Source organism: Pseudomonas sp. OTU5201 (assembly GCF_038440135.1).
Classification (GTDB): domain Bacteria; phylum Pseudomonadota; class Gammaproteobacteria; order Pseudomonadales; family Pseudomonadaceae; genus Metapseudomonas; species Metapseudomonas resinovorans.
Genome location: NZ_JASATC010000012.1, coordinates 59,407 through 83,944, shown reverse-complemented (window position 1 = coordinate 83,944; position 24,538 = coordinate 59,407). Strand labels below are relative to the sequence as shown.

Annotated in this window: 21 protein-coding genes and 2 pseudogenes; 16 read left to right on the top strand and 7 right to left on the bottom strand. The window is 64.8% G+C overall.

Annotated features, from left to right (window positions below; translation table 11 throughout):
* Positions 1 to 323: 323 nt before the first annotated feature.
* From AAHM40_RS10095 to AAHM40_RS10055, 9 genes and pseudogenes are all read left to right on the top strand, one after another.
* Positions 324 to 1,742 (top strand): short-chain fatty acid transporter, encoded by a 1,419-nt coding sequence (locus AAHM40_RS10095; RefSeq protein ID WP_342244502.1) that lies wholly within the window; start codon positions 324 to 326, stop codon positions 1,740 to 1,742.
* Between the two features lie 278 nt (positions 1,743 to 2,020).
* Entirely contained in the window at positions 2,021 to 2,110 is a 90-nt protein-coding gene (gene kdpF / locus AAHM40_RS10090) for a K(+)-transporting ATPase subunit F (protein ID WP_036996920.1), read from the top strand.
* 8 nt (positions 2,111 to 2,118) lie between these two features.
* Positions 2,119 to 3,819, top strand: a complete 1,701-nt coding sequence (kdpA, locus tag AAHM40_RS10085) for a potassium-transporting ATPase subunit KdpA (RefSeq protein ID WP_342244501.1) — start codon at positions 2,119 to 2,121, stop codon at positions 3,817 to 3,819.
* A gap of 12 nt (positions 3,820 to 3,831) precedes the next feature.
* Positions 3,832 to 5,883 carry a potassium-transporting ATPase subunit KdpB gene (kdpB, locus tag AAHM40_RS10080; RefSeq protein ID WP_342244534.1) on the top strand — a complete coding sequence of 684 codons (2,052 nt, stop codon included), beginning with the start codon at positions 3,832 to 3,834 and terminating at the stop codon, positions 5,881 to 5,883.
* 86 nt (positions 5,884 to 5,969) lie between these two features.
* A complete protein-coding gene (kdpC, locus tag AAHM40_RS10075) occupies positions 5,970 to 6,521 on the top strand; it encodes a potassium-transporting ATPase subunit KdpC (RefSeq protein WP_342244500.1) in 552 nt (183 codons plus the stop codon).
* Positions 6,518 to 9,166 carry a sensor histidine kinase KdpD gene (locus AAHM40_RS10070; protein ID WP_342244499.1) on the top strand — a complete coding sequence of 883 codons (2,649 nt, stop codon included), beginning with the start codon at positions 6,518 to 6,520 and terminating at the stop codon, positions 9,164 to 9,166. Before kdpC ends, AAHM40_RS10070 begins: the two co-directional genes overlap by 4 nt.
* Before the next feature lie 81 nt (positions 9,167 to 9,247).
* A complete protein-coding gene (locus AAHM40_RS10065; RefSeq protein WP_342244498.1) occupies positions 9,248 to 9,940 on the top strand; it encodes a response regulator in 693 nt (230 codons plus the stop codon).
* An 80-nt stretch (positions 9,941 to 10,020) separates the two neighbouring features.
* Positions 10,021 to 10,929 (top strand): glutaminase B, encoded by a 909-nt coding sequence (glsB, locus tag AAHM40_RS10060; protein ID WP_342244497.1) that lies wholly within the window; start codon positions 10,021 to 10,023, stop codon positions 10,927 to 10,929.
* A gap of 32 nt (positions 10,930 to 10,961) precedes the next feature.
* Positions 10,962 to 11,084 (top strand): annotated as a pseudogene (locus tag AAHM40_RS10055) (phytanoyl-CoA dioxygenase family protein); the annotation flags it as partial.
* A 9-nt stretch (positions 11,085 to 11,093) separates the two neighbouring features.
* Here the strand turns inward: AAHM40_RS10055 and AAHM40_RS10050 are convergent.
* A pseudogene (locus tag AAHM40_RS10050) lies at positions 11,094 to 11,206 on the bottom strand (phage antirepressor); the annotation flags it as partial.
* A 294-nt stretch (positions 11,207 to 11,500) separates the two neighbouring features.
* A complete protein-coding gene (locus AAHM40_RS10045; protein WP_342244496.1) occupies positions 11,501 to 11,998 on the bottom strand; it encodes a hypothetical protein in 498 nt (165 codons plus the stop codon).
* Between the two features lie 451 nt (positions 11,999 to 12,449).
* On the opposite strand from AAHM40_RS10045, the gene AAHM40_RS10040 reads away from it, so the two are divergent.
* Positions 12,450 to 13,259 carry a lytic transglycosylase domain-containing protein gene (locus AAHM40_RS10040; protein WP_342244495.1) on the top strand — a complete coding sequence of 270 codons (810 nt, stop codon included), beginning with the start codon at positions 12,450 to 12,452 and terminating at the stop codon, positions 13,257 to 13,259.
* Positions 13,260 to 13,675: 416 nt separating this feature from the next.
* On the opposite strand, the gene AAHM40_RS10035 is transcribed toward AAHM40_RS10040, so the two are convergent.
* Positions 13,676 to 14,701 carry a patatin-like phospholipase family protein gene (locus tag AAHM40_RS10035; RefSeq protein ID WP_342244494.1) on the bottom strand — a complete coding sequence of 342 codons (1,026 nt, stop codon included), beginning with the start codon at positions 14,699 to 14,701 and terminating at the stop codon, positions 13,676 to 13,678.
* Between the two features lie 187 nt (positions 14,702 to 14,888).
* On the opposite strand from AAHM40_RS10035, the gene AAHM40_RS10030 reads away from it, so the two are divergent.
* Complete coding sequence (locus AAHM40_RS10030) at positions 14,889 to 15,167, top strand: hypothetical protein (RefSeq protein ID WP_028627211.1); 279 nt, start codon at positions 14,889 to 14,891, stop codon at positions 15,165 to 15,167.
* On the opposite strand, the gene AAHM40_RS10025 is transcribed toward AAHM40_RS10030, so the two are convergent.
* A complete protein-coding gene (locus AAHM40_RS10025; protein WP_342244493.1) occupies positions 15,137 to 16,183 on the bottom strand; it encodes an AraC family transcriptional regulator in 1,047 nt (348 codons plus the stop codon). The genes AAHM40_RS10030 and AAHM40_RS10025 overlap by 31 nt on opposite strands.
* 136 nt (positions 16,184 to 16,319) lie before the next feature.
* On the opposite strand from AAHM40_RS10025, the gene AAHM40_RS10020 reads away from it, so the two are divergent.
* From AAHM40_RS10020 to AAHM40_RS10000, 5 genes are all read left to right on the top strand, one after another.
* Positions 16,320 to 17,789 carry a flavin-containing monooxygenase gene (locus AAHM40_RS10020; RefSeq protein ID WP_342244492.1) on the top strand — a complete coding sequence of 490 codons (1,470 nt, stop codon included), beginning with the start codon at positions 16,320 to 16,322 and terminating at the stop codon, positions 17,787 to 17,789.
* Positions 17,773 to 18,711, top strand: coding sequence for an alpha/beta hydrolase (locus AAHM40_RS10015; protein WP_342244491.1), 939 nt, complete (start codon positions 17,773 to 17,775; stop codon positions 18,709 to 18,711). Before AAHM40_RS10020 ends, AAHM40_RS10015 begins: the two co-directional genes overlap by 17 nt.
* A gap of 1 nt (position 18,712) precedes the next feature.
* Positions 18,713 to 19,474 (top strand): SDR family oxidoreductase, encoded by a 762-nt coding sequence (locus AAHM40_RS10010; protein ID WP_342244490.1) that lies wholly within the window; start codon positions 18,713 to 18,715, stop codon positions 19,472 to 19,474.
* 327 nt (positions 19,475 to 19,801) lie between these two features.
* A complete protein-coding gene (locus tag AAHM40_RS10005) occupies positions 19,802 to 20,143 on the top strand; it encodes a ribonuclease E inhibitor RraB (protein ID WP_028627216.1) in 342 nt (113 codons plus the stop codon).
* Positions 20,144 to 20,314: 171 nt separating this feature from the next.
* Positions 20,315 to 21,022: a type 1 glutamine amidotransferase gene (locus tag AAHM40_RS10000; protein ID WP_342244489.1), complete on the top strand. Its 708-nt coding sequence runs from the start codon at positions 20,315 to 20,317 to the stop codon at positions 21,020 to 21,022.
* A 280-nt stretch (positions 21,023 to 21,302) separates the two neighbouring features.
* On the opposite strand, the gene AAHM40_RS09995 is transcribed toward AAHM40_RS10000, so the two are convergent.
* From AAHM40_RS09995 to AAHM40_RS09985, 3 genes are all read right to left on the bottom strand, one after another.
* Entirely contained in the window at positions 21,303 to 22,730 is a 1,428-nt protein-coding gene (locus AAHM40_RS09995; RefSeq protein WP_342244488.1) for a gamma-aminobutyraldehyde dehydrogenase, read from the bottom strand.
* A 73-nt stretch (positions 22,731 to 22,803) separates the two neighbouring features.
* The gene (locus AAHM40_RS09990; protein ID WP_342244487.1) at positions 22,804 to 23,610 is read right to left on the bottom strand and encodes an ABC transporter permease; all 807 of its coding nucleotides are present in this window, start codon (positions 23,608 to 23,610) and stop codon (positions 22,804 to 22,806) included.
* Entirely contained in the window at positions 23,600 to 24,538 is a 939-nt protein-coding gene (locus tag AAHM40_RS09985) for an ABC transporter permease (protein ID WP_342244486.1), read from the bottom strand. The genes AAHM40_RS09990 and AAHM40_RS09985 overlap by 11 nt, the downstream gene beginning before the upstream one ends.

Sequence of the window (24,538 nt, the reverse complement as noted above, 5' to 3'; positions counted from 1 at the left end):
GCTTTTCATTTCCACCCCAGGCGCTCCGTCCGGACTCCGATGGTGGATCGATGAAGCGCGATCCACCCTGCGATTGCTTCACCCATAACTAGAAAGCTCCAACGGACCGGGCCCACCTGGTCCTCGCAAGGCCATCACGCACGAGCCCAAGACTGAAAGGTCACGGGCACCCGACCTCACCATGCCCCTGATGGGCGTGGCGTCGTCGTTTCAGACAGAAAGAGGGCAAAGACCCTCGGATTCAATCAAGACCACTGTCCCGGCGCCCGGCCGCCATTGCGGCTGGGCGATTGCCGATAAAAACAACACTCCCGAGGTACCCGATGGCCACAACACTTCAAGAAAGCCGCTCAGCACGCTTTGCCATGCGTTGCTCGAACTGGGCGGAACGCTGGTTCCCTGATTCCTGGGTCTTTGCCGCAGTCGCCGTTCTGCTGGTGACGGTCGCTACCCTGGCGATGGGCGCGCCGGCCAGCCAGGCCGCCAAAGCCTTTGGCGACGGATTCTGGAGCCTGATCCCCTTCACCATGCAGATGGCCTTCGTGGTCATTGGCGGCTATGTGGTTGCCAGCTCCGGCCCGGCTTCGCGCCTGATCGACCTGCTGGCCCGCGTGCCGAAGAACGGACGCTCAGCCGTGTGCTGGGTAGCGCTGATCTCCATGGTCGCGTCGTTGCTGAACTGGGGCCTGTCCCTGGTGTTCGGCGGCCTGCTGGTGCGTGCCCTGGCCCGCCGTGAAGAGCTGAAAATGGACTACCGCGCCGCCGGTGCGGCCGCCTACCTGGGGCTGGGCGCCGTGTGGGCCCTTGGCCTGTCCTCGTCGGCCGCGCAGTTGCAGGCCAACCCGGCCAGCCTGCCGCCGTCGATCCTCGCCATCACCGGCGTGATCCCGTTCACCGAAACCATCTTCCTCTGGCAGTCGGGCGTGATGCTGCTGGCGCTGATGGTGGTGTCCCTGGTGATCGCCTACATGACTGCGCCCAGCGCCGCCAGTGCGCGTGATGCCAAGTCCTGCGGCGTTGACCCGACTTTCACCTCGCCGCCGCAAGTCAAGCCGACCCGTCCGGGCGAATGGCTGGAACACAGCCCGCTGCTGATCATCCTGCTGGTAGTGCTGGCCGGTGGCTGGCTGGCCCAGGAATTCGCCAGCAAGCCGGCAATCACTGCCATTTCCGGCCTGAACACCTACAACCTGCTGTTCATCATGGCGGGCGCGTTGCTGCACTGGCGCCCGCGCAGCTTCCTCGATGCCGTGACCCGAGCGGTGCCCACCACCACGGGCGTGTTGATCCAGTTCCCGCTATACGGCTCCATCGCCGCCATCATGACCACGGTCAACGGCAGCGACGGCCAGACCCTGGCCCACCACATCTCCACCTTCTTCGTGCAGATCGCCAACCACGACACCTACGCGCTGCTGATGGGTGTGTACTCCGCCGTATTGGGCTTCTTCATCCCGTCCGGTGGCGGCAAGTGGATCATCGAGGCGCCCTACGTGATGCAGGTGGCCAACGAGCTGCAGTACCACCTGGGCTGGTCGGTGCAGATCTACAACGCCGCCGAGGCGCTGCCGAACCTCATCAACCCCTTCTACATGCTGCCACTGCTCGGCGTGCTGGGCCTGAAAGCCCGCGACCTGATCGGCTTCTCCTTCGTCCAGTTGCTGGTGCATATCCCGCTGGTGCTGGTGCTGCTGTGGGGCCTGGGCAAGACGCTGACCTACATTCCGCCGGTCATGCCCTGACGCTTCGACTCGGGGGCGACCCTCACCCCCAGCCCCTCTCCATGCCGCGGAGAGGGGCTCGTGCCTGACCGTCCGCGCTAGCCCGGCAGTCGGCACGAATAGTCTCCGCCTCCCTCCAGGCGAGGGGCAGTGAAGATCGTTGGCCCGGGAACAGGGCCAACTTCCCCCTTCTTTACGCTTTCTTGATGCCTCCGCGCGCCCTCTGGGCTCGTTCCTTTACGCCCCTCATTCCGACAATGGCTCCACGGCGGCATAAACCGCATTCAGGAGCACAAGCAATGAGCATTCTCGACGGGGTGTCCCTGGTTCTGGCCATGGGACTTTTCATTTATTTGCTGGTTGCGCTGCTGCGCGCCGAGCGCGGCTAGGAGGCCACATGCAACTTCAGGACATCGGCCTCATCCTGGCCTTCTTCGTGCTGGTGCTGGCGCCGGCACCTTTCCTCGGACGCTTCTACTACCGGGTGATGGAGGGACAACGTACCTTCCTGACCCCGGTTTTCTCGCCCGTCGAGCGTTTCTGCTACCGCGTCGCAGGCGTTGATGCCGAGCGTGAGCAGGACTGGAAGACCTACGCACTAGCCCTGTTGGCCTTTTCCCTCGCCAGCCTGGTCGTTCTGTTCGCCATCCTCATGCTGCAAGGTGCATTGCCGCTGAACCCGCAGAAATTGCCGGGCCTGGAGTGGAGCCTGGCGTTTAACACTGCCGTCAGCTTCATGACCAATACCAACTGGCAGGCCTACAGCGGTGAAGCCAGCCTGAGCTACTTCAGCCAGATGGTCGGCCTGGGCGTGCAGAACTTCGTCAGCCCTGCTGTCGGCCTGGCCGTACTGGTCGTGTTCTGCCGCGGTATTGCCCGTCGTTCGACCGACAGCATCGGCAACTTCTGGGTCGACCTGACTCGCGCGACCCTCTACGTGCTGCTGCCGTTGTGCCTGCCGCTGGCGCTATTCCTGGTCTGGCAGGGCGTTCCGCAAAGCTTCTTCGACTACGCCCATGCGGTGACCCTGCAGGGCGCCGACCAGAGCATTCCCCTTGGTCCGGCAGCCAGCCAGATCGCCATCAAGCAACTGGGCACCAACGGTGGCGGCTTCTTCGGCGTCAACTCGGCGCACCCGTTCGAGAACCCCACGGCCTGGAGCAACCTGCTGGAGATGGCTTCCATCATCCTGATCCCGGCGGCCCTGGTGTTCACCTTTGGCCACTACGTCAAGGACCTGCGCCAGAGCCGTGCGCTGCTGGCTTGCATGCTGGTGCTGTTCGTCATTGGCCTGGGCGCGACCCTGTATAGCGAATACCAGCCGAACCCGGCCCTGGCTGCACTGCCGATCGAGCAGAGCGGTTCGCTGGAAGGCAAGGAAAGTCGCTTCGGTATCGCCGCTTCGGCGCTCTGGGCGGTGACCACCACGGCCGCGTCCAACGGTTCGGTCAACGCCATGCATGACAGCTTCAGCGCCCTGGGCGGCATGATCCCGATGTTCAACATGATGCTCGGCGAGATCATCTTTGGCGGCGTCGGTGCCGGTCTCTACGGCATGTTGCTGTTTGTGCTGATCGCCGTGTTCCTCGCTGGCCTGATGATTGGCCGTACCCCGGAGTACCTCGGCAAGAAGCTGGAAGCCCGCGAAGTGCGCCTGCTGGTGGCGACCCTGCTGGTGATGCCGGTGGGTGTGCTGGTGTTCTGCGGCCTGGCCGTCAGCCTTGCCGGCCCTGCGGCTTCCATCACCAACCCCGGCGCCCACGGCTTCAGCCAGGCCCTGTATGCCTATACCTCGGGTACTGCCAACAACGGTTCGGCCTTTGCTGGTTTCGGTGCCAACACGCCGTTCCATAACGTGCTGATCGGTGTGGCGATGATCCTCGGCCGCTTCGGCTACATCATCCCGGTGCTGGCCATCGCCGGCAGCCTGGCGATGAAGAAACGTGCACCGCTCGGCGCCAACAGCTTCCCCACCCATGGTCCGCTGTTCGTCACCTTGTTGACCCTGACCATTCTGCTGGTCGGCGGCCTGACCTTCCTGCCGGCGTTGGCCCTTGGGCCGATCGCTGAACACCTCGCGCTGATCCAGGGCTTCTAACGGAGAACCATGATGAATGCCCCCATGCAGGCGCTCAAAGGCGCCAAGCAGCAACCCAAGACCTCCTTCGCCGCGCTGTGGAAACCAGCGCTGCGCCAGGCCTTCGTCAAGTTGGACCCGCGCCAGCTGGTACGTTCGCCGGTAATCCTGGTGGTCGAGCTGACCGCGGTGCTGACCACCGTTCTCTGTTTCATCCCCAACCCGGCGGTGAGCACCGGACTGGCCGTACAGATCGCCCTCTGGCTGTGGTTCACCGTGCTCTTCGCCAACTTCGCCGAAGCCTTGGCCGAGGGCCGCGGCAAGGCCCGCGCCGACAGCCTGCGTGCAGGCAGCCAGGGCTTGACCGCGCGCCGCCGCAAGGCCAATGGCCAGTTCGAGACCGTTGCGGCCGCCAGCCTGCGTCGTGGCGACGTGGTGCGGGTTGAAGCCGGTGAGCTGATCCCCGGTGATGGTGAAGTGATCGAAGGCATCGCCGCGGTCAACGAAGCGGCCATCACTGGCGAATCGGCGCCGGTGATCCGCGAGTCCGGTGGCGACCGTTCCGCCGTCACCGGCAATACCCGCATCGTTTCCGACTGGCTGCTGGTGAAAATCACCGCCAACCCCGGTGAGTCCACCCTGGATCGGATGATCGCCCTGGTGGAAGGCGCCAAGCGCCAGAAAACCCCCAACGAGGTGGCGCTGGACATCCTGCTGATCGGCCTGACGCTGATCTTCCTGCTGGTCGTGGCCACCCTGCAGCCCTTCGCCCGCTATGCCGGTGGCGACCTGCCGCTGGTTTACCTGGTGGCACTGCTGGTAACCCTGATTCCCACCACCATCGGCGGCCTGCTGTCCGCCATCGGCATCGCCGGCATGGACCGCCTGGTGCGCCTGAACGTGATCGCCAAGTCCGGTCGCGCGGTGGAAGCCGCCGGTGACGTGCATGTGTTGCTGCTGGACAAGACCGGCACCATCACCTTCGGTAACCGCCGTTGCAGCGCGATGATCAAGGCCCCGGGCGTGGCCGGCAAGGAGCTTTCCGACGCCGCGCTGTTGGCTTCGCTCGCTGACGAGACGCCGGAAGGCAAGTCCATCGTCGAATACCTGCGCGCGCTGCACTCGATGCAAGAGCCGGCGCGTGACGAGATCACTGTGATTCCCTTCACGGCCGAAACCCGTCTCTCCGGTGCCGACTGGGCCGGTCGCAGCTACCGCAAGGGTGCTGTGGATGCGGTGCTCGACTGGGTCGGCGTGAGTCGCGAGGACGTGCCGGCGCCGCTGGCCCGCGAAATCGAGAAGATCGCCCAGAGCGGCGGTACTCCGCTGCTGGTGGCGGCCGACGGCAAACTGCTGGGGGCCATACACCTCAAGGACGTGGTCAAGCCTGGCATCCGTGATCGCTTCGCCGAACTGCGCCAGATGGGCATCCGCACCGTGATGGTGACCGGCGATAACCCGTTGACCGCTGCCGCCATCGCCGCCGAGGCCGGGGTGGACGACGTGATCGCCGAAGCCACGCCGGAGAAAAAGCTGGCGCGCATCCGCCAGGAACAGGGCGAAGGCAAGATGGTCGCCATGTGCGGCGACGGCGCCAACGACGCACCGGCGCTGGCCCAGGCCGACGTGGGCCTGGCCATGAACGACGGCACCCAGGCCGCCCGCGAGGCTGCCAACCTGGTGGACCTGGATTCCGACCCCACCAAGCTGCTCGACGTGGTGCAGGTGGGCAAGGAACTGCTGGTGACCCGTGGCGCGCTCACCACCTTCTCGGTGGCCAACGACGTGGCCAAGTACTTCGCCATCCTCCCTGCGCTGTTCGCCGGCATCTACCCGCAGCTGGGTGTGCTGAACATCATGGAGCTGGCCAGCCCGCAAAGCGCCATCCTCTCGGCCATCGTGTTCAACGCGCTGATCATCATCGGCCTGATTCCCCTGGCTTTGCGCGGGGTGCGGGTGCAGGCCACGGACGCTGCCAGCCTGCTGCGTCGCAACCTGCTGATCTACGGCCTGGGCGGCATCGTCGCGCCCTTCGTCGGCATCAAGCTGATCGACGTCCTGCTCAACGCAGCGGGACTGGTGTGAACTATCCCCCTCTCCTTCTGGGAGAGGGGCCGGGGGTGAGGGTTTCTCACCCCCGCAAGACTTAGATTTCCCGCGAGGAACTGAATATGCTTAGCCAACTCCGCCCAGCCATAAGTCTTCTGGCCCTGATGACCCTGATCACCGGCGTCGCCTATCCGCTCACTGTTACCGGCATTGCCCAACTGGCCTTCCCCGAGCAGGCCAACGGCAGCCTGGTGCATGACGCCAAGGGCGAGGTGCGCGGCAGCTCATTGCTGGCGCAGAACTTCGACGGCCCCGAGTGGTTCCAGCCGCGTCCGTCGGCCGCAAGCTTTGCCACTGTGGCCAGCGGCGCCAGCAACCTGGCGCCGAGCAACCCGGCCCTGGCCGAGCGCATCAACAAGGAGGCGCACCGTCTGGCCACCGAAGGCCACGGCAAGGTGCCCATGGCCCTGGTCACCACCTCGGGCAGCGGCCTCGACCCGCATCTGCCGCCAGCGGCGGCGCGCTTCCAGATTGCGCGCATCTCGGCCCAACGCAGCCTGCCGGCCGATTCCCTGGAACGACTGGTGGAACAACACACCGAGCGGCCCCTGATCGGTCCGGCGGTGGTCAACGTTCTGGCCCTGAACACAGAGTTGAATGAGATGACTCGATGAGTGATGCCCTGCGCGCCGATGCGCTGCTGGCCGAGATGCCCCAGGGAGGGCGCGGCCGACTGAAAGTCTTCCTCGGCGCCGCACCTGGCGTGGGCAAGACCTACGCCATGCTGCAGGCCGCCCAGGCGCAACTGCGCCAGGGCGTCGACTTGCGCGCCGCCGTGGTGGAAACCCACGGTCGCGCCGAGACCGAAGCCATGCTCGCCGGACTGCCGCAGCAACCGCTGCGGCGTTTCGATTACCGCGGCATGCAACTGACCGAGATGGACCTGGACGGCATCCTCGCTCGTCCGCCGCGCCTGGCTCTGGTGGACGAGCTGGCCCATACCAATGCCCCGGGCAGCCGTCACGCCAAGCGCTGGCAGGATGTGCAGGAGCTGCTCGACGCCGGCATCGACGTCTACACCACCGTCAACGTCCAGCACCTGGAAGCGCTCAACGACCAGGTGCATGACATCACCGGCGTGCAGGTACGCGAGACCCTGCCGGACTGGGTACTGCAGGAGGCTGACGAAATCCTCCTGGTCGACCTGCCGCCCCGCGAATTGCTCGAACGCCTGCGCGAAGGCAAGGTCTACGTGCCTGAGCAGGCGCGCGCCGCCATCGACGCCTTCTTCTCCCAGACCAACCTCACCGCCCTGCGCGAGCTGGCCATGCAAACCGCCGCCGCACGGGTGGATGCCGACCTCAACCGCCGCTATCGGCAGCGTGGCCTGGAAGCACCCGCCGTGCGCGGGCGGCTGCTGGTAGGCATTGATGGTGACCATCAGGCCGAGCGCCTGGTGCGCCATGCCAGCCGGGTGGCCGAGCGGCGCCACTTGCCCTGGTCGGTGGTGCACGTGGACACAGGCGGAGTGCGTTCGGAAGAGTCTCGCACCCACCTGCAAGGTGCTCAGCAACTGGCAGAGCGCCTGGGCGGCGAGGTGGTAACCCTGCGTGCCGAATCGGTGGCCAAGACGCTGGTGCAGCACGCCAACGAGCGCCGCGCCAGCCTGTTGCTGGTCGGCCGCAGCCGTCAGCGTCTGCGTCGCCGCCTGCTCGGGCGAGGGCTGGCAGAGCGTTTGCTGCACCTTGGCGAGGGACTGGAAATCAGCGTGCTGGATACCGAAGCTGACCGTCGCCCACCCAGTCCGCGCGCCAGCGATTCTGCGCGTCTGCTGGACTACGGCCTGGCGGTTCTGGCCGCCATCACCGCCAGCGCCCTGGCCTGGGTGGTATCCCATTCGCTGGAACTGCCGAACATTTCCCTGGTGTTCCTTGCCGCCGTGCTGCTGGTTGCGGTTCGCAGCAGCCTGGGACCTGCGCTGCTGTGCGCCGGATTGTCCTTTCTCGCGTACGACTTCCTGTTCATCCCGCCGACCTTCTCGTTGACCATCGCCCGACAGGAAGACGTGCTGACGCTGCTGTTCTTCCTGCTGATGGCCGGGCTGACCGGAAACCTGGCCTCGCGCCAGCGTCGGCAGTTGGATGCCCTGCGTGATACCCAGTCGGAAACCACGGCATTGCTCGACCTGTCGCGCAAGCTTACCGCCGCTACCGACCGCCAGGCGGTCCTGAATGTCGCGATTCAGCAGTTTGGCGCCTGGACGGATGTAGAGGTTTGCCTGCTTTCCCGAGGCCGCGACGGCATCTGGAAGGTGGAAGCAGGCGCCCAACGCCTGCTGGCGGACCAGGAGCGGGCCGCGGCGGAATGGTCCTGGCAGCACGATCAACCAGCAGGTCTGGGGACCGACACCTTGCCGGGCGGGCGCTGGTGGTGGTTGCCGTTGTCCGGGGAGGAGGGGCCACTGGTGCTGCTGGGCATCAGCCCGCGCGACGAAGCGCCGCTTCCGGCGGGCCGGCGTCGGCTGATCGCCGCCCTCGGCCAACCGCTGGCCCAGGCCCTGGCCCGCGCCCAGCTCGCAGAAGACTTGGAGGCCGCGCGCCTGCACGGCGAGACTGAACAGTTGCGCAGTGCATTGCTGGCGTCGGTCTCCCATGACCTGCGCACGCCGCTTACCGCCATGCGTGGCTCCATCGACAGCCTGCTGGCCCTGGGTGAAGCCATTCCCATGGCCGATCGCCGCGAATTGCTGGAAGGCACCCGCGACGAGGCCGAGCGCCTGGACCGCTACATCCAGAATCTGCTGGACATGACCCGTCTTGGCCATGGCGGCCTGAAGCTGGCGCGCGACTGGGTGGCCCCGGTGGACATCGTCGCCAGCGCGCTACAGCGCCTGCGGCCGGTCCTGGCGCCGTTGCAGGTGGAAACCGTTGTGCCGGAGCAACTACCGCTGCTTTACGTGCATGCCGCGCTAATCGAACAGGCGCTGGTCAATGTGCTGGAGAACGCCGCGCGCTTCTCGCCCAGCCAGGGGCGCCTGCGGGTTGTGGTGGAAGCGGACGAAACCGAGCTGCGTTTCTCCGTCAGCGACCAAGGGCCGGGCATTCCGCCGGATGAGCGCGACAGGATCTTCGATATGTTCTATACCGCCGCTCGGGGAGACCGGGGCGGGCAGGGCACGGGCCTTGGCCTGGCCATCTGCCAGGGCATGGTCGGCGCCCACGGCGGCCGCGTGACCGTGAGCGACGGCCTGGACAGTCGCGGTGCCACCTTGACCCTGCACCTGCCGCTGCACCCGCAGCCGCAGTTGGAGGAAGAATGATTGCAGTACCTTGTAGGGGCGAATGAATTCGCCCCTACAGTAAATGCGCTCCAGCAGGATACCGATTCAACGAAGGACTCCATGACAACCAACCAACCGACCATCCTCGTCATCGACGACGAAGCGCAGATCCGCAAGTTCCTGCGCATCAGCCTGGCGGCCCAGGGCTACCGGGTGCTGGAGGGCGCCAATGGCCGCGAAGGGCTGGCCCAGGCGGCACTGGCCAAACCCGATATGGTGGTGCTCGACCTCGGTCTGCCGGACATGGACGGCCAGGACGTACTGCGCGAGCTGCGCGAGTGGTCCCAGGTGCCAGTACTGGTGCTCTCGGTACGCGCCAGCGAAGGTGAAAAGGTGCTGGCCCTGGACGGGGGCGCCAATGACTACGTGACCAAACCGTTCGGTATTCAGGAGTTCCTCGCCCGCGTGCGGGTGCTGCTGCGCCAGGGCGGTCCTGGCGAGCAGCAGGAAGCCAGTGTCACCAGCGGCCCGTTGAGGCTGGACTTCGCCTATCGCCGGGTGACCCTGGACAACGAAGACGTGTCGCTGACCCGCAAGGAGTACGCCGTGCTTGCCCAACTGGCCCGCCACCTCGGCCGGGTGGTCACCCAACAGCAGTTGCTCAAGGACATCTGGGGGCCGACCCACGTGGAGGACACCCACTACCTGCGTGTGGTCGTGGGGCACCTGCGCCAGAAGCTCGGCGATGACCCGGCCAACCCGCGCTTCATCATTACCGAAGCGGGCGTCGGCTATCGGTTGAAAGAGGCCTGAACAAGGCTGTGCCGTCCTGCCCGCGGCGCGCGTCCAGTGCTCCATGAGCGCGAAGACGCTCTCTCAACGGAAGGACCGGCATGCAGCAACTGTTGAACGAAATCCTCGATGAAGTCCGCCCCCTGATCGGCCAGGGCAAGGTCGCCAGCTACATCCCCGCACTCTCCTGCGTCAGCGGGGACCAGCTCGGCATTGCCGTCTACAGCAACGACGGCGAACTCTATTACGCGGGTGACGGCCTGACGCCGTTCTCCATCCAGAGCATCTCCAAGGTCTTCAGCCTGGTGCAGGCCATCCAGCACTCGGGCGAGGACATCTGGCAGCGCCTGGGGCACGAGCCTTCAGGGCAGCCGTTCAACTCGCTGGTGCAGTTGGAGTTCGAACGCGGCGTACCGCGCAACCCCTTCATCAATGCCGGCGCCCTGGTGATCTGCGATATCAACGAATCGCGTTTCGCCGCACCGTCGCTGTCCATGCGCGACTTCGTCCGGCGCCTGTCGGGCAACCCCCATGTGGTGTCCGATGAAGTGGTGGCCCGTTCCGAGTACCAGCACCGCGCACGCAACGCTGCCATGGCCTACCTGATGCAGTCCTTCGGCAACTTCCGCAATGACGTGGAGGCCGTGCTGCACAGCTACTTCCACCACTGCGCGATCCGCATGAGCTGCGCCGACCTCGCCCTGGCCTTCAGCTTTCTCGCCAACAACGGCGTCAGCCCCCACAGCGGCGAACAGGTGCTCACCCCGCGCCAGGCCAAGCAGTTGAACGCCATCATGGCCACCAGCGGCCTCTACGACGAAGCCGGTAACTTCGCCTACCGCGTCGGCCTGCCGGGCAAGAGCGGGGTAGGCGGCGGGATAGTCGCAGTGGTGCCGGGGCGCTTCACCGTCTGCGTCTGGTCACCGGAGCTCAACGAGGCCGGCAATTCGCTGGCGGGTATGGCGGCGCTGGAAAAACTGTCCGAGCGGATCGGCTGGTCGATTTTCTAGCCTCCGCTCGAGCGCACAGGACGCTGCCTGTCCAGCGACGGCACCGTGACCTGTCGGCGCAGCGGCCCGGTGAAATGGTCAACGCCCTGGCGTTTCTCGACGACTACGGCCCCGAGAGCGGCGCCACATGCATCGTCCCCGGCAGTCATCGCCCCAAAGCCGGCACCCATCAACTGGGCAACGTCATGGGCGACGAACCAAGGCTGGTTGTCGATCATCACGGCGCGCAGGCGCTCGGTGTGGTGATGGAAAACGATGGGGGGTATGCGTCGTGCATGGCGAAGATTCCTTGTCTGGTTGACACCTCGCCACCCCCCGCTGTCAGTCGAAGGGTGGCGAACCGCGCGGAGTTGACAGACCGGGACAAGGACCGGCAGACCGCTAGGGTCTCCCCGCGCGATCCGCCATAAAGCAGTGCAGCTAAAAACTGCATGCGTGCTGAAGGCGGCTTTCGACCCAGAGCTGCAGGAGGGACCGGCAGAAGCCGGCCAAGAGCATCCATAGGACAGCCCCAGCGCAATGACTACGCTCGGCCGAATGGACTTGCCACCAGTAGCCGCTCGGCGCGCGGCTAAACTCGGGCGCTTGAGGTGCCGCGAGCGTACTTCTTCTGCAGGATCATCGACGCTTCGTTGTAGGCAGTCTGGAAGGCATCGCCGCCGAGCCAACTCACTGCCGTGTCTTCGTCTTCATCGTGGAAGATCGCGCGATAGGCGATCAGAAGGCCCATCATGAAGTCGATGGCAGCGTCTTCCGCTTCCTCAGCGACCACCAGCTCCAACACCGGGTACTGCAGGAACACCAGGCACATCGCTAGTAGGCTGATGCCTTCGCCGACTTTCATCGCCTGGAACAAATCGTCGAAGTGCGCCGGGTCGAAACCGTTCTCTTCGATGTCTTTGAAGTCGAAGGTGCTCAGGTCGATTTCGACATCATCGAATGGCTCATTGACCAGCGGATTGGCCAGAAGCGGATGCAAGACATTGGCCTTGGCTTTGCCCGAACGGTTCTGCTTGGCCTTGGATTTGGCCCGCTGGGCGCGTTTTTGCTGTTTATCAGACGAGGCCATGGAGGCGAGTTCCTTGTTCGATGCAGCCATCTTCATGGCCTAGGGTAATCGGGCACAAAGTGTATTCAGTTTTGGCCAGGTTCGTCGGCCAAGGGAGCAGATTTTTCGTGCTCTAAACGTTTGCTTTCGGCCCTGGCGCGCCGGGACGACCTGTCGCGCGAGCAATCAGGCCTGCGCCACGCGGGAGCGCCGACAGCCCGTACGTCAAGGCAGGTTCCAAGGCCGGTTACAAGGGCTATAACTACCAGAACAAACGGTGGGTCACTCAGGATAGGCCCTCCAAAGGCAGCGCCTGGGAAATCCTGGGGTCCTGTCAGTAACAGGAGCTCGGCGAGCGTGCGCAAAGCGCGCTTGGGGCTACCGCCGGCAACGACAGTCCCAGTAGGTGTTTCCCGATTGCCCGGGCCAGGACCGCCAGGCCCGATCGGCGCCTGCGGCGCGGAGCGATGTGATGAGTTCCAGAGCATGGCGATGGGCTCGCAAGAGCCTTCTTGGCTGCATCGAGCTGGCCTTGCTGGTCGCTCCACTGTGCGCCAGCGCCATGTTCAAGTGCCAAGCCAGGGACGGAACCATCAACTACACCAGCCAAGCCATCGCCAGCGCCCGCTGCACTCGCCTGGATGGCAGCATGGCGGGCGCCGCTGTAGGCGCCAAGGCAATGGCCCTGCCAAGGCTTGTACGGGACGACAACGCAGGCGCGGTACGGATTCGGGTGTACACCTTCGTCCACAAGGGTATTCGTAAATATGTGAGCCGGCGCCCCGTCGGGATTTCCGCTCGGGTCGATGTCCTTGAGCTCGATTACATCAAGGGCTGCTATCTGTGCATGGCGCCGAAGGATTTCAAGGTCGCCTCACTGCGCCTGGATACCCGTTCCTATCGGCGGGAGATCGAAGCCGCTTCGGGTCGTTACGGTGTCGACAGGGCGCTGGTCCGCGCAGTGATACATGCCGAATCGGCGTTTCGCCCCAACGCCATTTCCGAAGCAGGCGCCCAGGGGTTGATGCAGCTGATGCCCGCCACCGCCGAGCGCTTCGCCGTGGACGATCCGTTCGACGTGCGACAGAACATTCGTGGCGGCGTGCGCTACCTGGCCTGGCTGCTCAAACGCTTCAACGGCAACCAGGTGCTGGCGTTGGCAGGTTACAACGCCGGCGAAGCGTCCGTGGTCGAGTACAACGGGGTGCCTCCCTACGCCGAGACGCAATCCTACGTCACCCTCGTGCAGTCCTTGACCGAACGCTATCGCAACCATCGCTAGTACCGTACGGCGCATAACCCGGAATAGGTTCGGCCCCTCCACGGCGGATAGCGCTGGCACGTTATCCGCCCTACGCAAGCAATCAGGTTCCGCGCTCGATCAATACGCCGGGCGTGGAATGGCTTAACCAAACTTCCACGCTCATCGGTAGCTATCGACCAATTCTGCTGAAGAAGTCCCACTTCGATTTTTGCCCGAGAACGTGGGTGCTTTATGTTGAAATCTTGGCCAATTCCGGCACTGAACTGCCCCAGATTTCGTGTAACGACACGTCAATCGTGCGTTTTTTCGGCTTCACGCGAGCGAACCTGGACGACACCGACTTTTTCAACAGAATCGGACGAAAGAAGCCCGCCGCAAATTTCTCCTTCCGGCCCAAACCGCCTACTTACAATCTCCCTAATCAACTACCCCGCTCATTTCCCCTGCTCATACCGCTCCAGGGTTTCCCGGGCGATCTGCCGGCCGAGTTGGATCAGCTCCGGCGCCTTGTAGAACTCGAAGAAGCGGCACACGCGCTTGGGTACGTTGATGAGGATGTCCGGCGGGTAGCCGGCGATCTTGTACTGGGCGAGTGAGGTTTGCATCACCTCGAAGCTCTGGTTCACCAGGTCCAGCAGTGAAGCGGGGCCGACGCTGGCGATGACTTCCGAGCCGGCGGCGGATCGGGGCGCGCCGTGGGTTTCCGGGGCAGCGGCCGGTTGCTGCATCTGCGGCGCGGCGTTTTCCAGCCAGGGGTTGCCGCCGGGCAGGCTCTCCGGGTCGAGTATGTCGTGGGGTTCGAAACCGCTGCGTTTGAGGAAAGGCAGCCGCGAGCCCAGAGACGCCATCAGCAGGTCGATGCGGCTCTTGATTGCCGGTGGGCGCTCGATTACCGGAAGTTGATAGTCGCGCTGGGTGGTGGCGTTGAGGTTGACGGCGATGATCAGGTCGCAGTGGCTGGACACCACCGGGATGATGGGCAGCGGGTTCAGCAGGCCGCCGTCCACCAGCATGCGACTGCCCTGGACCACCGGCGTGAACAGGCTGGGAATGGCCGCCGAGGCGCGCATGGCCTGGTGCAGGCAGCCCTCCTGGAACCAGATTTCCTGTTGGTTGGTGAGGTCGGTGGCAACCGCCGTATAAGGGATGGACAGGTCTTCGATGTTGATTTCGCCAACGATGTCGCGGATTCGCCCAAAGACCTTTTCGCCACGGATGGCGCCCAGGCGGAAGCTCACATCCAGAAGGCGCAGTACATCGAGGTAGTCCAGGCTTTCGGTCCAGTCGCGGTAGTGGTTGAGCTTGCCGGCGGCGTAGATGCCGCCCACCACGGCGCCCATGGAGCAGCCGGCAATGCAGGCGATTTCATAACCGCGCGCTTCAATTTCTTCTATCACGCCGATGTGCGCATAGCCGCGCGCACCCCCTGACCCCAGCACCAGTGCCACGCGTTTGCTCATTCGGAAATCCCCCACCAACAGTGTTTCGACGATACGCCCGTGGCGGGGCGTCGCCAAGGCGCTCTGCAGACCCGCCAGGGCTGCTCGCCGGCGCTTGCCGATCAGTACACGAAGTTGAATGTTGTGAGTATCGGGCCGTCTATCGAGACACTAGACTTTGCCGATCTTCACCACAGGAGTTTTATAGATGAAAGCTTGGATCAGCCTGCCTTTGATCGCCTTGTTGCTCGTCGGTTGCGCCGGCAAGACCGCTTTTCGCACGAGCTGCGCTTCAGAGCTCGATGCCGCCTGGAAAGAGCTGGACCTGGCCAAGGCCGAAGGTTTCTCCGGCACCGTGAGTTACTCCAAGGCGCTGAGCCTGCTCACCGCGGCCAAGACCCAGCAGCAGTTCGAAGCCTTCGAGGGCTGCACCAGCAAGGCCGAGAAGGCCCGTTTCTACATTCGCGAGTCGCGCGCCGGCCGCTGATCGACCAACCGGTACTGACCCGGCGTGATTCCCTTCCAGCGCTTGAAGGCATGGATGAAGTTCGACACTTCGCCATAGCCCAGGCGCTCGGCAATTTCCTCCAGACGCAAGGCGGTTGAGCTCAGCAGCTCTTCCGCCAGTGTCTCCAGCACTTCCTCCTGCAACTGTCGGAAGCTGGTGTCTTCGGCCGCCAGCTTGCGGCGCAGGGTGCGTGACGTCATATGCAGCGCCTGCGCCAGGCGTTCCATGTCTGGCAGCTGTCCCGGCCGGGCCAGCAGCAGGTCGCGGATGCGCCCGGCAAAGCCGGTGCGCGCCCGGCGGCGGGCCAGGATAATCTTGCACTGCGCCTCGCAATGCTGCGCTACCTGCGGGTTGGCGCCGGGCAGGGGAAGGTCGAGCAGGGTGCGGGGAAAGACGATGCAGTTGCGGCTGGCGCCGAATTGGGGCGTCACCCCCAGCAGTTCGCGCCAGGGTGTGGCGTCAGCGGGCTCCGGGATGCGGAAGCTGGCCCGGCGCACCGCAAGCGGGGCGTTGACCAGATCGTGGTACACGCTTAGCGCTCCGGAAACATCCCGCTCCAGCAGGAAGGCGCGCAGGTCGTCCGGCAGGTCCTGCTCTTCCAGGGTCAGCCAGGCGTCGTCGCCCTGTTCCTCCAGGTGCATGCTGTGGAAGGCGTAGGTCAGGTCCAGGTAGCGCAGGCCCAGTTGCACGGCGCTGCGAAAGGTGGCGCTGCTGAGCAGGGCGAAACCCCAGATGCCGTAGGTGTTGAGGCGATAGCGCCGCCCGGCCTGCAGGCCCATGCCGGGGTGCTGGCCAAGGTGTCGTGCGAGGTTGCGCAGCAGTTCGAGCTCCTCGCTGGCGACGACCTCGGCACCGGGATCGCCGAGCAGGCACCAGTCCAGCCCGGTGCCGGCCAGGCATTGTTCCAGGGTAAGACCCTGGTCGAGGCCGAACTGGGTCATCAGTTGCACGCTGATGGCGCTGCGGCGGGGCGGTCGGGGTGTGGGGCTGGGCATCGAGGCTTTGCTCTGGGTTGTCCGAAATTCACAATTTACTGTCCGACTATGCCATAACGCGCCGATTTACGCCGAACTAGCATGCTTCCATCACGCAGGCCCCGTGCCGGCGTGTCACTACCAATGGGAGATAACAATGACCAACAGTTCCCAGCCCGGCGCGCCCCTGCACGTGCTGATCATTGGCGCCGGCTTCGGCGGCCTGGGCCTGGCCATCCAGTTGCAGAAGGCCGACATTCAGGACTTCCTGATCCTGGAGAAGGCCAGCGAAGTCGGCGGCACCTGGCGTGACAACAGCTATCCCGGGGCGGCCTGCGATGTGCCCTCGCACCTCTATTCCTTTTCCTTCGAGCCCAAGACCGACTGGTCGCGAAAGTACGCGCCCCAGGCGGAGATTTTTGCCTATCAGCGTCACTGCGCCGACAAGTACGGGCTGCACCGGCATATCCGTTTCGGCTGTGAGGTGGCGGGTGCGGAGTTCGATGAAGCGAGCGGCACCTGGCAGGTACAGACCCGCACGGGCGAGCACTTCCAAGCCCGGGCGCTGGTCAGTGCCTGTGGCCAATTGAACCGCCCGGCCTGGCCGCGCATTCCCGGCCTGGACGGGTTCAAGCGCGAGCTGTTCCATTCGGCTCGCTGGAACCATGGCTACCCGTTGGAGGGGAAGCGGGTGGCGGTGATCGGCACGGGAGCCAGCGCCATCCAGTTCGTTCCGCAGATCGCCTCGAAGGTGGCGCAGCTCACGCTGTTCCAGCGCTCGGCGGCTTATGTGATTCCCAAGCCGGACCGTGCCTACCAACCTTGGGAGCTGGCGCTGATGCGGCGTTTGCCCGGGTTGCAGAAGGTCGACCGGATGCTCAAGTACATCCAGCACGAGTCGCGGGTGCTGGCGTTCTCGGTGTTCCCGCCGTTGATGAAGCTGATGCAGTTCCGCTTCCGCCGGCACCTGGCACGCGGCATCACGGACCCGGCATTGCGCCAGCGTCTGGTGCCGGACTACCCGCTGGGCTGCAAGCGCATCCTGATCTCCAACGACTTCTATCCGGCCCTGGCGCGATCCAATGTCGAGGTGATCAACACGGGCATCCGCGAGGTGACGGAGCGTGCGGTGGTCACCGATGACGGCCAGCATCATGAGGTGGACGCCATCATCCTCGGCACCGGCTTCACCGCCACGGATTTCCTCGCCCCCATGAGCATCCGCGGGCTGGGTGGGCGCGACCTGAACCAGGCCTGGCGTGAGGGCGCGGAGGCCTATCTGGGCGTCAGCGTCAGCGGCTTCCCGAATCTCTTCATGCTGTATGGGCCCAATACCAACCTGGGGCACAACTCCATCATCTACATGCTGGAAAGCCAGTTCCGCTACGTACTCGACGGAATCCGTGCGCTTAGCGGTTTACGCTACCTCGACCTCAAGCCCGAGGTGCAACGCCACTTCAACCAGCGGCTGCAGCAGGATGTGCGCCACACCATCTGGGAGCAGGGCTGCAACAGTTGGTACAAGACCGCTGACGGCCGTAACACCAACAACTGGCCGGGATTCACCTTCAGCTACCGTCAACAGACTCGTCGCCTGGAACTGAATCACTATGAATGCACCCGTTGAATTCACTGCCCCCGAGCCCGGTCAGCCGCTGCTGCGGGCGACCTTGCGCGGTGCCCTGCGCCTGCTGTTCCGCGGCCTGATGCGGCCACCCATGCCGGTGGCGTTGCAGCGCCTGGTGCTGCGTTTTCTCACCGCCAGCACCTTGGCGCCCCGGGGCGTGGTGCGCGAAGGCGGGCAATTGGGCGGTCGTCCCTGCGAGTGGCACCGGCCCCGGGGCGGCAGCCATGTGGTGCTGCTTTATCTGCATGGCGGGGCCTTCATCACCGGTTCACCTGCCACTCATCGGGCGATCACCGCCAGCCTGGCCAAGCGGGCCGGTGTGGCGGTGTGTGCGCTGGATTACCGGCTGGCACCGGAGCATCCCTTTCCCGCTGGGCGGGAGGATGCCGTGGCGGCCTACCGCGAGCTGCTGGACGCGGGCTATCCGGCTTCGCGCATTGTCATTGGCGGCGATTCGGCGGGGGGTAACCTGACGCTCCTCTGCGCGTTGGAAGTAAAGCGCCAGGGCCTGCCCCAGCCGGCAGGGCTGGTCTGCTTCTCGCCGGCCACGGACCTCAGCGGCACGGCGCAGCACACTCCACCGGCAGGCGACCCGCTGATCCACCCGGCCTGGGTGGAGCAGGCGATGGACCTTTATTGCCCGCCCGGAATGGATCGCCGCGACCCGGCCCTGTCGCCAGTGTTCGCCGATCTTGCCGGCCTGCCGCCGATGCTGGTGCAGGTGGCCGAGGACGAAATCCTGCGCGATGACAGCCTGCATCTTGCCAGGCAGGTGCGTGCGGCAGGGGGCTGGGTGCGGTTGGAGCGCTATCCCGGTCTCTGGCATGTGTTCCAGGCTCACACCGGGGTGCTGCGCACGGCCGACCAGGCCCTGGCCAGTGCTGCGGACTTTATCTGCAAGCATGTCGAGACGGAGGCCTGAGATGGACAACATCCTGATCACCGGCGCCGCGTCTGGCATTGGCGCGGCGACCGCTCGGCTGTTCCATGAACGGGGCTGGCAAGTGGGGCTGATCGACCGGGACGCCGCCGCACTGGCCACCCAGGCGGCTGCCCTGGGCGGCGTTTGGCACCAGGCCCTGGATGTGACCCACCTGGCGGCCGTCGAAGCCGCGCTGGCGGACTTTTGTGGCCACCACGAGGGGCAGTTGCGCCTGCTGTTCAATTGCGCAGGTGTGCTGCGCTTCGGCCATTTCGAGGAGATCGACATGGCCGAGCACGCACGCATCCTCACGATCAACGTACTGGGGCTGGTGCAGGTCACCCACGCGGCCTTTCCCTACCTCAAGGCCACCCGTGGCGCCCAGGTGATCAACATGGGGTCGGCTTCGGGCGTCTATGGCACGCCGCACATGGCCAGCTATTCGGCCTCCAAGTTCGCGGTGCGCGGCTTCACCGAGGCCCTGGAGCTGGAGTGGCGCCGGCACGGCATCCGCGTTGGCGACCTGATGCCACCCTTCGTGCGCACTCCGATGGTCAGCAGCCAGGGTTTCGAACCGCCGGTGCTGCGCCGCCTGGGGGTGAACCTGGACGCCGAGGACATCGCCCAGGCCGCCTGGCAGCAGGCCCAGGGCCCGGCAGTGCATCGGCCGGTGAGCTGGCTGTTCCGCCTGATGTACGGCGCGGGGCAGGTTTCGCCGGCCTGGGTGAACCGGGGGATCATGAAACTGTTGAGCGGGGCGTGATGGATACACGTGGCCGAGCGCAGGACCGATTTGTTGACAGAGGAAGCCTGGACGCCGCCTGTCGCCACTTTTGTGACAATTTGTCCTGCTTTTCGGCAGACCGGTCGTGGTGGCGCTACCCTGCAAAATGAAAGCTGAAACAATCACTCGACGAGTGAGTCAGTGGCCAGGTCCGCGCGGGGCTTGGCCAGGGTCTGGCGCTGTGTCTGCAGAGTCGGCCCGGGGGCGGCACTGCGTGGTGCCGCGAGGCCGATTCCACCGGCTTCTCGGATTAGCGGAAAAGCGAAAAAGCGGAACTCTCATCCATCGCTAAGAGGAGGTCGTTTCATGAGCACAGCCTTCCACGATGATGTCAGCAGTAGTCTGTTGCGCCGCATGAAAGAAGGCGGTTTCGATTTTGCCCGTGTCCATCCGATCGAGTTTTACGCCATCTTCCCCGACGAGGACCGGGCGCGACTGGCGGCGAAGAATTTTCGTGGTGAGTCCTTGAATGCCCAGGTATCGGTACGCGCCGACGGGGTCTGGCACCTGCAGGTGAGCAAGGTGATGTACGCCACCCACACGGGAATCGGTGATTTCGAGCACGATCTGGAGGCCCTGGTGGTCCCGCTCGGCGGTGTGCTCGATGGCTGGGGCGTGACCCAGGAAGTGGGCGTCACGCGGCCTTGAGGCCAGCCCGGTTCGTGGCGGTCAATTCGCTGCGAACCGGGCATTTCGGACAATTCTTCGGCTCGTTTTCCTTCCTCCCCCTGGCTCGCGTATTCCCTGCAAAAACATACACTTCCATTACTCGACCTCGGCATGGCCTATGCCTCAGACTCCGCCAACGGAGGGGACCCCATGACCGACATCCTGATTCTTACCCACGCGGATTTCTGCCCACCCGGCCACCTGGCCACCGTCCTGGACCGAGAGCAACGCGACTTCACCGTATTGCGCACGGACCTGGGCGAACTGGATGGCTATGACCTGGACCGGCCCAAGGCCGTGGCCATCATGGGCGGGCCCATGAGCGTCAATGACCCGTTGCCCTGGATCGGGGCGGAGGTCGATGCATTGCGTCACTTCATCGCGCGCGATGTGCCCATGATCGGCCACTGCCTGGGCGGCCAGTTGCTGGCTCGTGCCCTGGGCGCCTCGGTGCACCGCATGCCCTACACCGAGATTGGCTGGCAGCCGCTGGAGAAGCGCGCGCTGGCGACGGACAACCCCTGGCTGGCGCACCTGCCACGGGAGTTCTCGATCTACCAATGGCACAGCGACACCTTCGACCTGCCTGAAGGCGCCCAGTGGTTGATGGATAGCCCCTGGTGCCCTAACCAGGGTTTCTCCTGGGGCAACAAGGTTCTGGGCCTGCAGGGCCATCCGGAAATGACCGAGGACCTGGTGCGGGGCTGGCTGACGGATTGGGCGCACCTGCTGGATGAGACCCAGGCCAGCCAGCAACCCAGGGCGCGCATGCTCGACGACCTGCCCACCAAGGTGACGGCGCTGAACCAGGTGGCGGAAGGATTCTACCGGCGCTGGTTGAAGCTGGCGTTCGGCTGAATGGCCTGTAGGGGCGACTTCAGTCGCCAAGGGCAGCGACGCGGCCCCCTGCGAGCTCGTAGGGCAGACCTTCGGCCTGCTTGGCGAATGAATTGGCTATATCTGCGTCAGCTGTTGCGAGAGATTTACCCTCTGACCAAGAGCCTTGTAGGAGCTGGCTTGCCAGCGAAACGGGGCCATTCGCTGGCAAGCCAGCTCCTACGGGCAATGCAGCTGCCTACAACACGTCATGCAGACATAGCCAATGAATTCGCCCCTACAGGTATTTCTGCCGCTACCGCTAGTGCTTGATCATCACATGCCGCACCACGGTGTAATCCTCCAGGCCGTACATGGACAGGTCCTTACCGTAGCCGGACTGTTTGAAGCCGCCGTGGGGCATTTCGTTGGTGAGCATGAAGTGGGTGTTGATCCAGGTGCAGCCGTATTGCAGCCGTGATGCCACGGCGGCCGCACGGCCCACGTCGCGGGTCCAGATCGATGACGCCAGGCCGTAGTCGGAATCGTTGGCCCAGCGTACGGCCTCGTCCACGTCGCTGAAGGGCGTGACCGTCACCACCGGCCCGAACACTTCCCGCTGCACGATCTCGTCATCCTGTTTCGCGTGGGCCACCACTGTGGGTTCGTAGAAGAATCCGCTGCCGGCGACCGTCTTGCCGCCCGTGGCGATCTGGATGTGGGGCAGGGCGCTGGCGCGCTCGACGAAGCCGGCCACGCGCTCGCGCTGGCTCTGGGTGATCAGCGGGCCAAGCTCGGTGGCCGGATCGTTCTGCAGGCCGGTCTTGAGGCTGGACACTGCGTTGGCGAGGTCCGCCACGAAATTGTCGTAGATCTTCTTGCCGGCGTAGATGCGGCAGGCCGCGGTGCAGTCCTGGCCGGCATTGTAGAAGCCGAAGGTGCGGATGCCGGCGACCACGTCGGCGAGGTCCGCGTCATCGAAGACGATCACCGGCGCCTTGCCACCCAGTTCCATGTGGGTGCGCTTCACGCTGTCGGCGGCACTGCGGATGATGGCCTTGCCGGTGCCCACCGAGCCGGTGAGCGACACCATGCGCACCAGCGGGTGCGACACCAGCGGGCTGCCCACGCTGGGGCCTCGGCCGAGAACGATGTTCACCACGCCCGGCGGCGGCAGCAGCTCAGCGATGAATTCAGACAGTCGCAAGGCGGTGAGCGGCGTCTGCTCCGAGGGCTTGAGCACGACGGTGTTACCGGCCGCCAGTGCCGGTCCCAGCTTCCAGGCGGCCATCATCAACGGGTAGTTCCACGGTGCGATGGAGGCAATCACGCCGATCGGGTCGCGGCGGATCATCGAGGTGAAGCCTGGCAGGTATTCGCCTGCCGCCGATCCGGTCAGACAGCGGCTGGCGCCGGCGAAGAAACGGAACACATCGGCCACCGCTGGGATCTCGTCGTTCAGCGCGGCGGCGTAGGGCTTGCCGCAGTTGTCCGACTCCAGCGTCGCCAGTTCTTCGGCATGGCCTTCGATGGTGTCCGCGAGCTTCAGCAACAAGGTGGCGCGGTCGCGCGGTGAAGTTCGCGCCCAGCCCTCGAAGGCTGCATCGGCAGCGCGCACGGCCGCGTCGACTTGCGCTTCGCTGGCTTCGGGAATCTTCACCAGCACGGCGCCGGTGGCCGGGTTTAGCACGTCCAGCGCCTCGCCTTCGCCGGCGGCGAACTGGCCGTTGATCAGCAGTTTGGTTTGCATGAGACAGGTCCTCGTGCGGACTAGCCCCTCTCCCCCTGGGAGAGGGACCGGGGGTAAGGGTATGCATGTGTGTTCACTTCCCACCCCCTGCCACTGCCTCGGTCCCCCGCGTGAGGTAGTAGGCGCCGAGAATGGGCAGCATGGTGGCGAGCATCACCAGCAGGGCGACGACGTTGGTCACCGGGACGTCGCGCGGGCGGCTGAGTTGGCTGAGCAGCCAGAGCGGCAGGGTCTGTTCGTGGCCCGCGGTGAAGGTGGTGACGATGATCTCGTCGAAAGACAGCGCGAAGGCCAGCATGCCGCCTGCCAGCAGGGCGGTGGCGATGTTCGGCAGGATGATGTAGCGGAAGGTCTGCCAGCCATCGGCGCCCAGGTCCATGGAGGCTTCGATCAGGCTCTGGGAGGTGCGGCGGAAGCGCGCGATTACGTTGTTGTAGACGATCACCACGCAGAAGGTGGCGTGGCCGACGACGATGGTGAAGATGCCCGGCTCGATGCCGAAGGTCTTGAACGCTGAGAGCAGGGCGATGCCCGTGATAATGCCGGGCAGGGCGATGGGCAGGATCAGCATCAGGGTGATGCTTTCCTTGCCGAAGAAGTCGCGCCGATAGAGCGCGGCGGCGGCCAGGGTGCCGAGCACCATGGCCAGGGCGGTGGCCATACAGGCGACCTTCACCGACAGGACGATGGCTTGCAACACGTCCTCGCGGCTGCCCACCACACTGAACCATTCCAGGGTGAAGCCCTGCAGTGGGAAGCTGTAGGACGACTCCTCGGTGTTGAAGGCATAGAGCAGGATCACCAGGATCGGGAAGTGCAGGAACACCAGCCCGCCCCAGGCGGCCAGGCGCAGGCCCCAGGAAGCGCGTTCAGAGTGCATCGAAGGCCCCCAGCCGCTTGGCGATGGAGAGGTAGATGGCGATCAGCACGATGGGCACCAGGGTGAAGGCGGCTGCCAGCGGGATATTGCCCACCGAGCCCTGTTGCACGTAGACCATGGTGCCGATGAACAGGCCGCTGGGGCCTACCAGTTGCGGAATGATGAAGTCGCCCAAGGTCAGGCTGAAAGTGAAGATGGAGCCGGCCACCACGCCGGGGAAGGCCAGCGGCAGGACCACCTGGGCGAAGGTTTGCCGGGGCCTGGCACCGAGGTCCGCCGAAGCTTGCAGCAGCGACGGCGGCAGGCGCTCAAGGGATGCCTGGATCGGCAGGATCATGAACGGCAGCCAGATGTAGGTGAACACCAGGAAACGCCCGAGGTGCGAAGTGGACAGGGTGTTGCCGCCGACGCCGGGCACAGTCAGCAGGGCGCCCAGCAGACCCTCCAGGTGCAGTTGCTGGATCAGCCAGTAGAAGATGCCGCCCTTGGCCAGGATTACCGTCCAGGCGTAGGCCTTGACGATGTAGCTGGCCCACATGGGCAGCATCACGGCGATATAGAAGAAGGCTTTTTCTTTCGGCGTGGCGAAGCGCGCCATGTAGTAGGCGATGGGGAAGGCCAGCACCGCGCTGGCCAGGCTCACGGCGATGGCCATGGTCAGGGTGCGCAGGATGATGTCGTAGTTGGCCGGGTTGAACAGGGCGGCGTAGTTGCCCAGGGTCAGGTCCGGCGTCACCGCCATGGTGAAGTCGTCGAAGGTGTAGAAGCTCTGCCAGAGCAGGACGAACAGCGAGCCTACGTAGACCACGCCGAACCAGAGCAGCGGCGGCGTCAACAGCAGCAGCAGGTAGAGCGTGGAGCGGCGGTAGAGCAGGTTGGACAACCCGCGCAGCGGGCCGCTCTGATGGCTGGCGATGACGGTGCTCAT

Coding starts and splice junctions, on each gene's coding strand:
- kdpF (WP_036996920.1), top strand. CDS start 2,021: ATGAGCATTCTCGACGGGGTGTCCCTGGTTCTGGCCATGGGACTTTTC.
- AAHM40_RS09990 (WP_342244487.1), bottom strand. CDS start 23,610: ATGCACTCTGAACGCGCTTCCTGGGGCCTGCGCCTGGCCGCCTGGGGC.
- AAHM40_RS10010 (WP_342244490.1), top strand. CDS start 18,713: ATGGACAACATCCTGATCACCGGCGCCGCGTCTGGCATTGGCGCGGCG.
- AAHM40_RS09985 (WP_342244486.1), bottom strand. CDS start 24,538: ATGAGCACCGTCATCGCCAGCCATCAGAGCGGCCCGCTGCGCGGGTTG.
- AAHM40_RS10000 (WP_342244489.1), top strand. CDS start 20,315: ATGACCGACATCCTGATTCTTACCCACGCGGATTTCTGCCCACCCGGC.
- kdpA (WP_342244501.1), top strand. CDS start 2,119: ATGCAACTTCAGGACATCGGCCTCATCCTGGCCTTCTTCGTGCTGGTG.
- AAHM40_RS10025 (WP_342244493.1), bottom strand. CDS start 16,183: ATGCCCAGCCCCACACCCCGACCGCCCCGCCGCAGCGCCATCAGCGTG.
- AAHM40_RS10020 (WP_342244492.1), top strand. CDS start 16,320: ATGACCAACAGTTCCCAGCCCGGCGCGCCCCTGCACGTGCTGATCATT.
- AAHM40_RS10005 (WP_028627216.1), top strand. CDS start 19,802: ATGAGCACAGCCTTCCACGATGATGTCAGCAGTAGTCTGTTGCGCCGC.
- AAHM40_RS10045 (WP_342244496.1), bottom strand. CDS start 11,998: ATGGCCTCGTCTGATAAACAGCAAAAACGCGCCCAGCGGGCCAAATCC.
- AAHM40_RS10065 (WP_342244498.1), top strand. CDS start 9,248: ATGACAACCAACCAACCGACCATCCTCGTCATCGACGACGAAGCGCAG.
- kdpB (WP_342244534.1), top strand. CDS start 3,832: ATGAATGCCCCCATGCAGGCGCTCAAAGGCGCCAAGCAGCAACCCAAG.
- AAHM40_RS09995 (WP_342244488.1), bottom strand. CDS start 22,730: ATGCAAACCAAACTGCTGATCAACGGCCAGTTCGCCGCCGGCGAAGGC.
- glsB (WP_342244497.1), top strand. CDS start 10,021: ATGCAGCAACTGTTGAACGAAATCCTCGATGAAGTCCGCCCCCTGATC.
- AAHM40_RS10015 (WP_342244491.1), top strand. CDS start 17,773: ATGAATGCACCCGTTGAATTCACTGCCCCCGAGCCCGGTCAGCCGCTG.
- AAHM40_RS10040 (WP_342244495.1), top strand. CDS start 12,450: ATGAGTTCCAGAGCATGGCGATGGGCTCGCAAGAGCCTTCTTGGCTGC.
- AAHM40_RS10030 (WP_028627211.1), top strand. CDS start 14,889: ATGAAAGCTTGGATCAGCCTGCCTTTGATCGCCTTGTTGCTCGTCGGT.
- AAHM40_RS10070 (WP_342244499.1), top strand. CDS start 6,518: ATGAGTGATGCCCTGCGCGCCGATGCGCTGCTGGCCGAGATGCCCCAG.
- AAHM40_RS10095 (WP_342244502.1), top strand. CDS start 324: ATGGCCACAACACTTCAAGAAAGCCGCTCAGCACGCTTTGCCATGCGT.
- kdpC (WP_342244500.1), top strand. CDS start 5,970: ATGCTTAGCCAACTCCGCCCAGCCATAAGTCTTCTGGCCCTGATGACC.
- AAHM40_RS10035 (WP_342244494.1), bottom strand. CDS start 14,701: ATGAGCAAACGCGTGGCACTGGTGCTGGGGTCAGGGGGTGCGCGCGGC.